Origin of the sequence: Glutamicibacter soli (assembly GCF_052322135.1) — a bacterium.
In the GTDB taxonomy this organism is placed as follows: domain Bacteria; phylum Actinomycetota; class Actinomycetes; order Actinomycetales; family Micrococcaceae; genus Glutamicibacter; species Glutamicibacter soli.
On record NZ_CM125969.1, the window covers coordinates 1,985,732 to 1,998,999 of the forward strand.

Here is a 13,268-nt window from a genome sequence, read left to right on the forward strand (position 1 = left end):
TTTCGTGTGGAATGATGAACCCATGCCTGAATCCTCTGCCCGCGTGCGCTCGGCGAAAATCCCCGGCTGGATCGGAACGCTGTCCATCCTGGCCGGCAGCGTGCTGCTCTGGCGCGACAGCCAAGCCGAGTACCTGCTGTATTCCGGCGGCACCGAACCGCAACCGGTCGACACGTTTTCCATCGGCCCCTCCTTGCTGCAGGTCTCCGGCGAGCTGCTGCTGGCCTTGGGTTTCGGGGCGCTGTGCCTGAGCCTGGGACTGATCCTGGCACGCCGCATGCTCAAAAGCAGGAAGCACACGCTCACCACGCGCATCATCTGGCTCGCCGGGCTGCTGGTGCTGGCCGGCGGAACCGGCCTGCTGATCTGGGATGCGGTGCAGGTCAAAAGCTTCGGCTGGTTCGCCTACGCGCCGCTGGACAACTCCACCTTCTCCCCCGCCCCCTGGGTGACAGGGACGCAGATTCTCGGCAAGCTGCTCAGCGCGCTGGGCCTGGGGGCCATCGGCCTGGGCTTCGGGCTGCATGCGGGAGCGCGCTCCCGGAGCGCGGACTCCTAGAACAGCGAGCGATGCGGTTCGATCAGCTCCGGGCCGTCGTTGCGCACGTTTCCCACCGCTGGATCCACCTCGTGCATGGTCCAGGTCGAGGCCACGTCGAAGGCCTCGGACCGGATCTGCTCGATCAGCCCTTCGCCGTCCTCCTGCTCCGGATCCAGCCAGCGTGCCATCATTTCCCGATCCAGCGGAATCGGCAGGCGGTCGTGGAGCCCGGCCAGCTCGCCGAGCACCCCCGGCTCTTCGCTCGATGGCGAATCCATGGTCATGATCGAGGTGGACAGGATCCAGCTTCCGTCCTTGTCCTTCCACCATTCGTACAGCCCTGCGAAGAAGATCAGCTTGCCGTCCTCGCGGTGCACGAAGAAGGGGCGTTTCTTGCTGCCTTCCTTCTTCCACTCGTAATAGCCCTGCACTGGCACCGCGGCCCGGCGCTTCTTGACCGCCGAACGGAACGTCGGCTTGGAGGAGGCGGTTTCGCTGCGCGCGTTGAAGGCGCGCACCCCCACCGACAGCTCCTTGGCCCAGCCGGGAACCAGGCCCCAGCGGGCCACATGGACCTGGCGGTGCAGCTGCCCGTCGATCATCCGCTCGAGCACCACCGGCACGTCGGTGGTCGGCGCGACGTTCCACGACTGGCGAAGCTCCAGATTGGCGTCCGCCTCCGCTTCCGCCTCAGCAACCAGGTCGCCGATGGCCTTGGCCATGACGTAGCGTCCGCACATGATGAACCCCCGCAGATTTGTTCGAATTTTGTTCCCAGTGTAGTCCGACACACGGCGGAAAACAGTGGTGGCAGCCGGGTCAGGCGGAACAAACGGGCAGGTCGCGTGGTTACATGAAGTATGAGCAACGAATCGAACCTTGAGAAGTACGTTCCTGCCGCCGGCGGAGTCACCATGTTCACCACCAGCTGGTGCGGCTACTGCCGCAACCTGAAGCGCCTGATGGACCAGAAGGGAGTGGCCTACACCGAGGTGAATATCGAAGAGGTCGAGGGCACCGCGCAGATCGTCGAGTCGTTCAACAACGGCAACCAGACCGTCCCGACCCTGATCTTCCCCGACGGCACCGCTGCAACCAACCCGCGCATCGAGGAAGTCGTCGAGCGCGTCGGAGCGTAGTTTCGCCTTAAATGCACAGTTCCCGGAACCTTGAGGGTTCCGGGAACATCGTGTTTAACCGGCCGTCTGCTCCGGGACGGCGACATGCTCCCGGTATTCGGCCAGCAGCGCCTTGATGAAGGTTTCGGTCGTGAGCCCTGGCGCCAGGTCGTCACCGGCACCCACCGTCGCGGGATTCATCGGGACTTCCATGGCCTGGTAGACGGCATCCAGCACGCGTCGCAGAGGCTCGGAATTCTCCACCACGAAAACGCTGGAGAACAGCCAAGCTCCGGAAATCACCCGCTGCGCGGTGCCCACCAGCTTGACCGCATGCCCGATCGCGGAGCCAGCCCCAGGCACTCCGTGCACCGAATGGTCCCCGACGCAGTACTCGCCGTCGATCGGCCCTACCTCGGCTTGAACCCCGGCCCTGCGGAATGCATCGGCATAGAGCCGGGCGAAAATCTCGAACCGCTGCTGCTGGTGCATGATCGCTTCGGCCTGCGGCTCGATATGGTCGACGATCAAGGTGCCACGGTGGTAGGCGGCTGCCCGGCCGCCCGCCTTGCGCACCAACGGTGCAAATCCCTGGTTCGCGGCCGCCCGGCTGGCCAGCTCGAAGCCCGGGAGGCGAACATCACGCTGGCCGAACGCCAAGGTGGGGTCCGGCCGGTACAGGCGCAGCAGCGGCCCGCGCTCACCGGACTGGACTTCGCGCAACAGCTGCACCCCGCGCTCCAGATCAGCACCGGGATCTCCGCTGGGTTCCTCGCGCAGCAAGGTCAACGGAGCATCAGATTGGCGATTCCACAAGGTCATGGTCATGAGTCTAATTCAGCCGGCGAAGCCGCTTCGAACGTATGACGCCCAGTCACCGGCTGGGTGAGGTGAGGGTGAAAATTACTGGGCGTTGGGCGCAGTAGGACATAATTGGTCGTGTGCCTTCTTCATCTACACCAGTAATTCTCATCGGCGGACCCTCCGGATCAGGCAAGTCATATCTTGCAGCTCGGTTTGGAAATCCACATCTTCCACTCGATGAGTTCTACCGCCAGCTTTCCGAAGACGGGCACCCCGAGGCATTCCCCCGCACTCCCTACGGAGAAGTCGACTGGGACCACCCGGGCACCTGGAACATGGACGCAGCGTTGAAGGCAGTCAACGAGCTATTGGAATCGGGCAGCACCATGGTGCCGAACTACTCCATCTCCACCTCAAGCTACGACGGGCATCGAAAGATCTGCGGCAATGGCGGCCCCATCATCGCGGAAGGGATCTTCCTCTCGGAAATCCTCGAACCGCTGCGCGCCCAGGGAGTCGATGTCCAAGCCTACTATGTCGACGAGCCAGCGCTGCTGACGACGATCCGCCGCTTCGTCAGGGACGTCTCCCAGCGCCGCAAACCGCTGCTGTTCCTCATCAAGCGAGGCTATGCGCTCTTCAAGGCGCATGCCTCCGACAGGGAAAACTACCGGGCCAAGGGATTCACGATCATGCCGAAGCCCCAGCTCAAGAAGCTGCTGGCAAGCCTCAGCCCGGTTTCCTAGCGCGAGCGGACCGTCAGGATCTGCTCTGCCCGTCCGAACGGACCGCTTTCATCGTGCAGAACCGTCGAGGTCAGCCCAATGCCATCGGTGCCGTAGCTTTGCTGTGCCTCCAGCCCCAGCCATTCTCCCGCCGGGGCACGGTACATGTGGATCTGCAGATCGAGGTTCGGGAACATCCACTCGCCGGCGCCGGGTTCCACCCGCGGAGCGACACCATTGGCGGTGTCGACAAGCCCAATCAGGCGGGACATCGACGAGGCATTGTGGACGTCCACCAGATCGTAGGGAGTGCGCAGCCAGGCAATCCCCTTTCCTGGACGGCGGCCCTCAGCAGCACGCATTTCGACGGACTTGATGTACCCCCCGGGCCAGAGCTTTGAAATCTCCAAAGCCTCGCAGTCCTGCGGCCCAACCACCGGCGCGTCCTCAACACCCGCAACGGCCGAGGAGTCCCCGGTAATCACCCGCCAAGCCTGCGCGACAATGCTCGTCCGGCCCTTGGCCTTCATTTCGGCTTCGATCAATTCAATCGTCCGGCCCGGGCGCACCATCCGCGTGGTGATCTCGAATTCGCCAGCATGGATCAGGCCATGGATTTCGAAGCTCAGTCGCGCAATACGCATGTCGCTTCGCGGCTGGAACTGCTCAAGTTCATGGGCCATGATCCCCGAAGCCGGCGCCATGTGCTGCTCGTGCGCATTCCACGCACCCTGGGCATGCCACGAAGAACGGTAGCGCCCCTCTCCCAGCGACTCGAAGTAGAAGTCCCCCGATGCAAGAATCTTGTCCAGGTCCTCGGTGAGCTGATGCGTCATTGCTGCCCTCCAGGCATGTTCGCGCGGATGTGTCGTTGATCCCAGCGTATCCAATGGGTGAGCCAAACCACTAAATCATCCACCACGCCGGATCAGCTCGGTCGATCACCGTGATGCGCTCGCCGGCCTTCGTGATCCATGATGCTGAGAATTTCAGCAACCCCGTTTACTGCCCAGATGACGTGCGGGGTCAACGTGTCGAATTGGGCTGCTTGCCCGGCGACAACGTGGTAGGTTCTTTCGCCGAGCTTCAACTGCACTTCGCCGGAGAGCACAGTGAACCATTCCTTGCCCTGATGAATCCTAGCCTCGCTGGGCGCCGGGGCGGTCGCGGAGTCGTAGCGGATTTTCGACACCGTCACGCCGTTGACCGCGTCCTCATTCGTCAGTTTCCAAATGGTCATTCCCGGCAGGTCAACTGGCTCGGGCCTGATGACGACGTCTTCCCCTGCCGTCGCCACCAATTCGTCAAGCGTGGTGCCCAGGGCGCGGGCGATCGGCACCAGCTGGTCCAAGGCGATACGCCGAGAGCCGGTTTCGATGCGGCTCAGTGTTGAGACGCTGAGTTTCGCCTTGGTTGCCAAGGACTCCAAGGACCAGCCCCGACTTTGCCGCAGCGCGCGAATCCGCTGGCGAATCGTGCTGTCCACGTCAAGTTCTTGCGTCATACGCAAAACAATACTCCTAAGAAACAATTTCTCTCTACGGTAGTTTTCACAACCACCCGAAAGGACACAGCAATGGAACACTACGACGCAATCATCATCGGTGGTGGCGGCGCTGGACTTGCAGCGGCGGTAGCGTTGGGGCGTTCTCGCCGGACGGTTTTAGTTATCGACACGAACCAGCCGCGAAATGCTCGCGCATCACACGCCCATAACGTCTTGGGCAAAGAAGGAATCAGCCCGCAGCATCTATTGGAGCTCGGGCGAAGCGAAGCCGAACACTACGGCGCACGGATCGTCCACGAGGAGGCGGAGCGCCTGACCGGATCCGTCGAGGACGGATTCACCGTCAAAACCGGTGCCAGCGAGTACTCCGCCTCGCGCATCGTGCTGGCCACCGGACTCACCGACAACCTTGCAGAGATCCCAGGGTTGCGCGAAGCCTGGGGTATCTCCGCCATCCACTGCGCGTACTGCCACGGATGGGAGGTGCGGGATCAGGCAGTCGCCGTTTTGGGGGTCGGTCCGATGAGCACCCACCAGGCCCTACTGTTCGCACAACTCAGCAGCCACGTGGTATTCATCAACCACCAGCCAAATGTTCTTTCCGAGGAAAACCGGGCAACACTTGAAAAGCTGGGCGTGCCAATCCTGGAGCGCAGGATTGCGAAGCTTCGAGTGGACAGCGACGGGCAGCTCAAAGGCGTTGAGCTGAGCAACGGCGATCTGGTTAAGGCCCAAGCAGCCGTTGTAGCCAGCAGAATGAATGCCAATGCAGACCTATACCAGCAGCTCGGCGGCAGGTTGCAAGAGCATCCTCTGGGCACGTTTATCCAGGTAAGCGAAATGGGACTAACGGGTATTCCCGGGGTCTACGCAGCTGGCAACGCAGTGAACTTGGGCGCCATGGTCATGGCCGCGGCTGCATCTGGCACCATCGCTGGAGCGGCACTCAACGCAGACCTTGCCATGGCGAGCATTAATTCGGAGCCGAGCAAAATACACTCCTAACGGCTACAGGTCTTGCGGTGGTTACACTCAGAGCAACCATCGCAAGGCCTTTGACGATCGAGTTGCTCGACGAAAAGTCGTGGAAATCGCCGAGTCCGCTCATGGCTCCTTCTTCCAACAAGTAATCTCTGAAGTTCCCGGGCATATCACCAAATCTCATTGCGAGCGGTCAATCGAGATCGCAGCCAGAACAGGCCTTGACACCCGCCCGTAACCGCCAGCAACCACACTCTGCTCCGGTCCCAGCGGTCCGTTAGGAAGGTCACGAAGACATCCTCGGCTCCAGATGGTAGAGTTATTGAGTTACCTCGGCGCTTGATGGTGTGACTCACCCGCCAGCAAGCGTTAGCAGTATGGATTTGTAGCACAGCCAACAAATCGTCTGTGCAGCACATATCGGCTGATCAGATCCTGGATCAGATCAGCTCCTAACCGAAACGAATTCTTCATCTTCTCTTCTTCACTGCAAACTGGTTATCCAGACGCATCAGTGCGTCCGATGACAACCGATTCCGTGTTCTACTTCGATGGGGCTGGTTCATTACCGTCCTTCTCCCGGAATCTCTCGGATAACTAATCCAGTGCAGCGACATCCGTTTTTGGCCGATACCGGCAAAATCAGTAATCGATCCCCCGTATCGACGGCAGGCGAATCGTTCCGGATGGCACTGCCCGAGGTAACCTCAAAAATTTCCGATTCGAATCTCCGGATCGGCACTCAGGCCACACTGTGGCCAACCAATAATAAGGAAATAACACTATGGCCACTGGCACCGTAAAATGGTTCAACGCTGAAAAGGGCTTCGGCTTCATCGCTCCTTCGGATGGATCGGCTGACGTCTTCGCACACTACAGCGCTATCCAGAGCTTCGGATTCCGCAGCCTCGAAGAAGGCCAGACCGTTGAGTACACCCTGGAAGCCGGTCCAAAGGGTCCACAGGCAACCAACATTCAGGCCCGCTAAGAGTCTTTGAAATAACGGCGTGGACTTCATCATTTGATGAAGTCCACGCCGTTATCGTTTTCGGGCTCATTCCCCCGGCTCAGCGAGCCGAGGGTTTCGCACCAGTCTAGAGAGCCACGCGTTAGCTCGGCTTCAGCGCATCGCGATTGGCAAAAATTACGACTACTGACAGAGCCAACAGCAGCAGCGCCAACCCGTGGAACCCGAAGAGCGCCAGCAGCGGCCCCGCGCTGAGGCCGCCCAGCGCGCCGGCAAGGTTCATCAGCAGGTCGCTGGTTCCCTGGAGGCTGGTGCGTTCGTGAATCGGCGCAGCTGCCGAAACCATGGTCGAGCCCGCCACCGTAGATGCGGACCAGCCAAGGCCCAGTAACGCCAAGGCTAGAGTCACCATGACGTGGTCCTCCGGGTTGAACCAGACGAAGAGGCTCGACCCGATCAGCAGGACTTGCCCCATCAGGGCAACACGAGACCCGCCGACCCGGTCGGTCAGCCAGCCAAAGAGCGGCGACAGCGCGTACATGCCCAGCACGTGAAGCGAAATGGTGAATCCGATGAGGGTCAGCGTTGCCCCATGGTGCTGCATGTGCACGGGGGTCATGGACATGAGAGCGACCATGTAGGCATGGCTCAGTGCAACGGTCATCACCGCGCGGCGTGCCGCCGGCAGCTCTCGCAACAAGTGGAACCCTCCCCCGCGACGTGCAGTTTTCGAAGCGTTATTTCCATTTTGCTGCAGGGCAACTCTCATGGGATCCGGATTCAAACCCACGAGGTAAATGCCCATGCCGGCCAACTGTGCGGCCATCGCAATGAGGAAGCCTCCAGTGTAGGCCGGCAAGCCTAACGCGTTGGAGACCGCTTCCCCAGGCGCGAAAAGGTTCGGCCCAATAACTGCGCCGATCGTGGTTGTCCACACCACCAAGGACAAGTCTCGACCGCGAGTTTTTTCATCAGAGAGGTCCGTTGCCGCGAACCGTGATTGCAGATTCATCGCCGAGGCAGTGCCTAAAACAAGCATGCCAAGAAACAGCAGCGGGATAAGATCCAAGACCGCGGAACTCACGATCATCAGCGAACCGCACGCGGCAATCAGTGCGCCGGTGGACAACGAAATACGCCGCCCGAAGCGGCGAGCCAGCATGGCCAGCGGTATCGCCATGGCAGCCGCACCGAGGGTGTTCATGGTCGCAGCCATTCCGGCCAGAGAGTCCAAGCCAGAAACATCGACAATCAGCAGCGACCCCAGCGTGATTGTTGCGCCACCGCCAAGCCCACCCAGGATCTGCCCGAAGGCAAGGACCGAGATTGAACGTCGGCGGATTGAATTGATTTGAGGCTGGGTATACCGTTCGGGCGCAGGACCTGACTTCGTGATGATTACTCCTTAGAAACATTGCCTCGTGGCTTACCGCATTCTATAGCGTCGGTTGACTAGTCAGCGTTGTACGGAGCATGATTCGGATCTTTAGCTTCCGGCGGCTTCCATGCGAGACGATGATCTTCATCGTCTGGGACAATTCCATGTTGACTTCGTTCGTCAGTGAGCCACTGCTCTGGTGCATCACCTGAACGATGCCGATTTCTTTCAACTCTCGAAGAACCTGCTCAACCGGAACGCGGCGTATGGTCGCCATTGTCTGAGCACTGCGGAGGACCTCGGAGTAGACGGTGATTGCCTTGGATAGGAACGTCCGTGCCGCCGACGAAGACGCGCCCAAGGCCGTGAGTTACGGTGCTGCGTTACCCGCGCGGCTTCACACATCTTGACAACAACGAAAGACCTCCAGGGTCCGCCGATCGACACGAGGTGGCGGCGAGGTACCTGCTACTGAAAAGATCGGTCGAAAATCTTCTGGCTGCCGTAGCGTGCAAACAACAAGAGAAGCAACGCGGCGCCGGAAAGCAGGCCGTCGGCAATGCCCGCAGGAAGCATGAAAATCATGAGGGTGAGCGTAATAACGCAGTTGATCACGCTGAGCGCATAGCCCCACGTGCGCTCCTTCAAAAGACCTACGGCCCCCACAATACGGAGCGTGGCGAATAGACCGCTCATGACCATCATTAGGTAGAGGTTCTCATTAAAGAACGGAACGATAAACGAGAAGCCGTAGGCCAGTACGGCGGAATCAACGTCGAGCAGCAGCAAGACCGGCAGAGCCAGAAATGGCAGCCCCTCCATGAGGACTCCCTGCACGAGCTGGAGAACGGCAGCCCATCGGAGTTGCTTTAGCGATATCCGTAGCGAGGCATCTGTCGTCATGATCTTTGATCTTACCGTTGACCAGTTACGATCCCGACGAATTGAGACTTCAACATCGCAAGCAATACGTGCGCTATCCGCATCCCCGGGAGTTCACCATTGACATCGCTATGGCCGATCTGTTCAAGCCCACCGTCTGCCGGGACGGCAGCGCATTGAACCGCACTAGACGCGACAGGTCGCGCGACTCGGTGCTTGCATGGATCTTTCGGACCCTCTGGCAAGTGCCGGTACTCCGAATCTTGTGAGCGATAGCGAGAGGATCTCTCCCGGGTTTATCCGAGCAGTCCGGCGTCTTCACGACGATGACCCTCGGCACGAGTGGCACAGGCATAGGTGCATGCACCAGTCGAAGCGTTAGCTCTACGATGATCCGCTCCGATCGACTCGCCCAGCGACGAATCCAAGATTCCTGCCGGAGAACTTGCCCTGGCGACCCGGCTACATGACCGACGAGCGGACCGCAGTCGTCAATCAAACTTGTGGCCATATACCGTCCACAAGCTGAGGAAGAATGAAAGACGTAGTCACCACCGGAACCCCGGACTGGCCCCTTCGAAAGGAATTCTCATGAGCACCCCTCCGCCCGCCCTGCCGGCTCGAACACCGTCAACCCGTTCATCGTGACGGACGATGCGAGTGCGCTGATCAGTTTCGCCACCGACGTCTTCGGCGCCGTCGACGTACCTGAGGCGCGCACCGTCGACACCGACGGGTTGATCCTCCACTCCGAGCTGCGCATTGATGATTCGATGATCACTGTCACGGATCGCAAACCCCGATGGCCCTTCACACCCGCGTTGATCCAGGTCTACGTCGAGGACGTCCAGGCAACCATCGAACGCGCCGAGGCGCTCGGAGCGCAGGTAATCACCCAGCCGACAGACTTCTTCGGAGACGTTCTTGCGCGGATCCAAGACCCGCAGGCGAACCTCTGGTGGATTTACCGACACAATCCCGCACCCGACGAGCAGAGCTGGGATAACGCCGAGACCGATGACACAAGCTGGGAATCGTACACCAGCCCCGAACTGGAGTACATCCACTCGACGCTGATCGACGCGATGGCAGCCCTCACTGACCCGTGCGCCGCAAGCAATCCGTAGGCGCTTAGACGAAGCACCACAGGAAAGAAAACTGCCATGCGCTTACTCTCCGCCACCGCGGGTCGGGACCTTGCCTTCGTGCGACTAACCGAGGACGAAAAACGAGCCAGATTGCGAAGCTACGGTTGCGATGAGCGCTACGTAAAGTTCGGCATCCAACTTGCGAGCAATCCACCCGCCGAGACCGGCGTGTGCTCATCACCGTAGAGATGGCCACCGGGCGTCCGGCGCGCACGTTTGCCCGGTGGGCCCAGGCGAATGCCAGGGTCTTCCAGCCGGAATAGGTCAGATACTGGCACAGGCCAACTCCGGAAGTTGGCGCTACGTCTCTTTTTCAAGTGTGCGTATCGGTGCTCGGGTTGCGTCGGTGAGCCGTTCGCCCCATCCGCGGAGGTACTCGATCGCCTCGAGCGGCCCGTGAACCACAAACGAGGCACCGATCGAGGCAAGGCAAAACGCGGCCCAGTCGAGGGATTCCGCGGGAATGTACACCTCACATGTGGTTGCATCGATCTGTTCGACGCTGCCGTGGTGCGCGACCTCCCGCTTCACAACGTCGGCGCCGGCCTGCACGGTTGCCCTGACCGGGTATTTGGCTGGCAGGGAGCTGATCTGGCTTTGAATGTACTGGATGGGATCGTCCCCCGGGATGCGGCGCGGGGCGAACTGCTTCCCGTTGCGCGCGGGATCCTCGATTCGATCGATGCGAAAAGTGCGCCAGTCCGACCGGTCAAGATCCCAGCCGATCAAATAGAGGCGGTAGTCCACGCTGACCGTGCGATGTGGCTGGACCATGCGCTCTGTGACTTGACCACGTGGTGCGCGGTAGGTGAACTTCAATGTCTCGTGATCGCGGCATGCCAAGGCCACCGTGGTCAGTACGGCCACATCCGTGATGACCGCGGACTGAGGAGTGACGGGGACCGAGGCTAAACTGCGCAAGCTGTCGATGCGGCGCCTTATGCGTGCGGGAAGCACCTGTACGATTTTCGCCATCGCGCTTACAGCCGCATCTGCCGACGTGGGGTGGATACCTGAGGCCACCTCCTTGAGTCCCAGAACGATCGCCGCGGCCTCTTCCTCGCTCAGTACAAGCGGCGGCAAGGATCCTCCCGCGCTGAGCTGATACCCGCCTCCGGGCCCCCTGGTCGTGCTGATCGGGTAGCCGAGGTCTTGGAGGTTATCGACGTCACGGCGAGAGCCTGTCAGTTTGTTTGTGTAAGCCCCTAGTCACGTCGGTTATTCAGGGCTCGTCATACTTACGTCAAATACGGTTCAATCCGCTCCGGGTACGCCATCGCCAACTGTTGCAACGCCTGCTTCCAGCCGTTCGTGCCGGCCCCTTCCACCAGATGCGATCCGGCGCCGGCCCGCGGGGTGCGGCCCTTCTTCTGCGCGTCCTTGAACCGCTCCCGGGCGCGCTTGTCCTCGATATTGCAGATCGCCAGCCACAGCATCTTCACCGCCGCCGTATCTGAGGGGAAGTGCCCTCGGGACTTGGTGACCTTGCGCAGCTGGTAGTTCATCGACTCAATCGCATTGGTCGTATAAATAACCTTGCGCAGATCCGGCGGAAACTCCAAGAACGGGGTGAAACGATCCCACGCGTTGCGCCAGGTGGCCACCGCGGAAGGATACTTCTGCCCCAACTCGGACGCTTCGAAATCATCCAACGCCTTGGCTGCGGATTCGATGCTCGGGGCGGTGTAGATGCTCTTCAACTGCGCACTGACCGCTTTGCGGTCACCGTAGGACACGAACCGGTTCGTCGCCCTGATCAAATGCACGACGCAGGTCTGCACCGTGGCCCGGGCCCAGGTCGCCTCGATCGCTTCCGGGAAGCCGGTCACGCCGTCGCAGCAGGCGATCAGGACCTCTTTGACCCCACGGTTGGCCAGTTGGGCGCAGACCTGGGCCCAGAATTTCGCCCCTTCGTTCTCGGTCACCCAGAGGCCCAGCACGTGCTTGACGCCTTCCACGGTGACGCCGATGGCCATGTGGGCGGCCTTGTTGCGTACCTGATGCCCGTCGCGGACCTTGACCACCAGCGCATCCAAGTACAGGATTGGGTAGAACTCCTCCAAAGGCCGTTCTTGCCAGGCGGCGACCTCGTCGAGTACTTCGTCGGTGATCTTGCTGATCGTGTCGTGGGACAGCTGGGTGCCGACGGTCGTTTCCAGATGGTAGGCGATATCGCGCACGGTCATGCCTCCGGCGTAGAGGGAGATGATCATTTCGTCCAGACCACCGGTGCGGCGCGAGCCTTTGGGCACCAGGGTTGGGGTGAAGGTTCCGGCCCGGTCCCGTGGGATCTGCAGGTCGATATCGCCGGCGATCGTGGACACGGTTTTCGGGTAGGAGCCGTTGCGGGAGTTGGGCAGGAACTGGCCGTGGCTTTCGCCTTGCTCGTAGCCCAGGTGACTGCTGAGCTCGGATTTCAGGCCGCGTTCCAGTCCGGCGCGGATGATCTGCTGCGTTATTGCCCGTCTTTGCCGTCGAGCTGGATTTCGCCGCGGTCGATGAATCCCATGGGTTCGTCGAAGGCCCCGGATTCCTTGACGGCGTCCATGGAGCCGAGGGTCGCGATTTTCTCGGCGATGTCTGAGGCGTTTTCCATGCTCTGTTCGGCCTGGTCTTTCTGGATGGTCATGTCGTGTTTTTCCTAGTCTCTTTCTATCAATTGACTAGGGTGCTTACACAATCCATCTGACAGGCTTGTCGTCTCATCAGTCGTCAGACTGGGGCCCTGGCCAATTGAGCAGCACTTACCGACCGATAAGCTCGGATAAGCTGGTCCTGCTCGAAATCACACATCTCCAAGGACAAAGCAACACCATGCATTACGATGAACCAGGACTCTTCAACCTCCCTGACCAGACCCCCGCCCCCGTCGCATTCGAAGATCCCCTCGTCAAGGAACAGCAGGTGGCGAGCATCCGCCGCGCCTTCGACGACGCAGGCATCACATCCATGGAGGAGCGCCAGGAACTCATCCAGAGTTGCACCGCCCGCCCCGTCGCAAACATCCGCGAACTCTACATGCGGGATGTCCGCCAAGTCCTCAAGCGTATCGAGGACCGTAAAAACTACATGGGCCCCAGCACTGGCTCCGCGTGGGACAACCGCGAAGAGGAAACCTGGATCGACAAGCTCTGACTTGCATGGCGACGTCACAACACGTCGCCGCACACCGGCAACTTGAACGGAAAATTCCGTCCGGATTGATAATCTTATTTCT

Annotated in this window: 15 protein-coding genes and 1 pseudogene; 7 read left to right on the top strand and 9 right to left on the bottom strand. The window is 60.5% G+C overall.

Annotation, left to right across the window (positions count from 1 at the left end):
- Positions 1–22: 22 nt before the first annotated feature.
- The gene (locus ACTX90_RS09445) at positions 23–559 is read left to right on the top strand and encodes a hypothetical protein (protein ID WP_443441974.1); all 537 of its coding nucleotides are present in this window, start codon (positions 23–25) and stop codon (positions 557–559) included.
- On the opposite strand, the gene ACTX90_RS09450 is transcribed toward ACTX90_RS09445, so the two are convergent.
- Positions 556–1,281, bottom strand: a complete 726-nt coding sequence (locus ACTX90_RS09450; RefSeq protein ID WP_047119231.1) for an SOS response-associated peptidase — start codon at positions 1,279–1,281, stop codon at positions 556–558. The two genes, ACTX90_RS09445 and ACTX90_RS09450, sit on opposite strands and share 4 nt — an antisense overlap.
- 120 nt (positions 1,282–1,401) lie before the next feature.
- On the opposite strand from ACTX90_RS09450, the gene ACTX90_RS09455 reads away from it, so the two are divergent.
- Positions 1,402–1,680 carry a mycoredoxin gene (locus tag ACTX90_RS09455; protein WP_443441975.1) on the top strand — a complete coding sequence of 93 codons (279 nt, stop codon included), beginning with the start codon at positions 1,402–1,404 and terminating at the stop codon, positions 1,678–1,680.
- 54 nt (positions 1,681–1,734) lie between these two features.
- Here the strand turns inward: ACTX90_RS09455 and ACTX90_RS09460 are convergent, their stop codons facing one another.
- Positions 1,735–2,481: a lipoate--protein ligase family protein gene (locus ACTX90_RS09460; protein WP_443441976.1), complete on the bottom strand. Its 747-nt coding sequence runs from the start codon at positions 2,479–2,481 to the stop codon at positions 1,735–1,737.
- A gap of 119 nt (positions 2,482–2,600) precedes the next feature.
- Between ACTX90_RS09460 and ACTX90_RS09465 the strand changes: the two genes are divergently transcribed.
- Positions 2,601–3,209, top strand: coding sequence for a uridine kinase family protein (locus tag ACTX90_RS09465; protein WP_443441977.1), 609 nt, complete (start codon positions 2,601–2,603; stop codon positions 3,207–3,209).
- Here ACTX90_RS09465 and ACTX90_RS09470 read toward each other — a convergent pair.
- Positions 3,206–4,024, bottom strand: a complete 819-nt coding sequence (locus ACTX90_RS09470) for a thioesterase family protein (protein WP_443441978.1) — start codon at positions 4,022–4,024, stop codon at positions 3,206–3,208. The two genes, ACTX90_RS09465 and ACTX90_RS09470, sit on opposite strands and share 4 nt — an antisense overlap.
- A gap of 92 nt (positions 4,025–4,116) precedes the next feature.
- Positions 4,117–4,674, bottom strand: a complete 558-nt coding sequence (locus ACTX90_RS09475; protein ID WP_443441979.1) for a helix-turn-helix domain-containing protein — start codon at positions 4,672–4,674, stop codon at positions 4,117–4,119.
- Positions 4,675–4,764: 90 nt separating this feature from the next.
- Here ACTX90_RS09475 and ACTX90_RS09480 point away from each other — a divergent pair, with 90 nt between their 5' ends.
- Together ACTX90_RS09480 and ACTX90_RS09485 are read left to right on the top strand one after the other, a co-directional pair.
- Positions 4,765–5,700 carry an NAD(P)/FAD-dependent oxidoreductase gene (locus ACTX90_RS09480; protein WP_443441980.1) on the top strand — a complete coding sequence of 312 codons (936 nt, stop codon included), beginning with the start codon at positions 4,765–4,767 and terminating at the stop codon, positions 5,698–5,700.
- A 760-nt stretch (positions 5,701–6,460) separates the two neighbouring features.
- Complete coding sequence (locus ACTX90_RS09485; protein WP_013349123.1) at positions 6,461–6,664, top strand: cold-shock protein; 204 nt, start codon at positions 6,461–6,463, stop codon at positions 6,662–6,664.
- Positions 6,665–6,785: 121 nt separating this feature from the next.
- Here the strand turns inward: ACTX90_RS09485 and ACTX90_RS09490 are convergent, their stop codons facing one another.
- The 3 genes from ACTX90_RS09490 to ACTX90_RS09500 form a co-directional block, all read right to left on the bottom strand.
- Positions 6,786–8,042 carry an MFS transporter gene (locus ACTX90_RS09490; RefSeq protein ID WP_443444011.1) on the bottom strand — a complete coding sequence of 419 codons (1,257 nt, stop codon included), beginning with the start codon at positions 8,040–8,042 and terminating at the stop codon, positions 6,786–6,788.
- Between the two features lie 37 nt (positions 8,043–8,079).
- Positions 8,080–8,298, bottom strand: coding sequence for a hypothetical protein (locus ACTX90_RS09495; RefSeq protein WP_443441981.1), 219 nt, complete (start codon positions 8,296–8,298; stop codon positions 8,080–8,082).
- Between the two features lie 191 nt (positions 8,299–8,489).
- Entirely contained in the window at positions 8,490–8,843 is a 354-nt protein-coding gene (locus tag ACTX90_RS09500; RefSeq protein ID WP_443441982.1) for a DUF2127 domain-containing protein, read from the bottom strand.
- 704 nt (positions 8,844–9,547) lie between these two features.
- Here ACTX90_RS09500 and ACTX90_RS09505 point away from each other — a divergent pair.
- A complete protein-coding gene (locus ACTX90_RS09505; RefSeq protein WP_443441983.1) occupies positions 9,548–10,030 on the top strand; it encodes a VOC family protein in 483 nt (160 codons plus the stop codon).
- Between the two features lie 321 nt (positions 10,031–10,351).
- Here ACTX90_RS09505 and ACTX90_RS09510 read toward each other — a convergent pair whose 3' ends face one another.
- Entirely contained in the window at positions 10,352–11,134 is a 783-nt protein-coding gene (locus ACTX90_RS09510) for a helix-turn-helix transcriptional regulator (RefSeq protein WP_443441984.1), read from the bottom strand.
- Between the two features lie 155 nt (positions 11,135–11,289).
- Positions 11,290–12,680: pseudogene (locus tag ACTX90_RS09515) on the bottom strand (IS256 family transposase).
- 185 nt (positions 12,681–12,865) lie between these two features.
- On the opposite strand from ACTX90_RS09515, the gene ACTX90_RS09520 reads away from it, so the two are divergent.
- Positions 12,866–13,186, top strand: a complete 321-nt coding sequence (locus ACTX90_RS09520; protein ID WP_443441985.1) for a hypothetical protein — start codon at positions 12,866–12,868, stop codon at positions 13,184–13,186.
- The last annotated feature ends 82 nt before the right edge of the window (positions 13,187–13,268 follow it).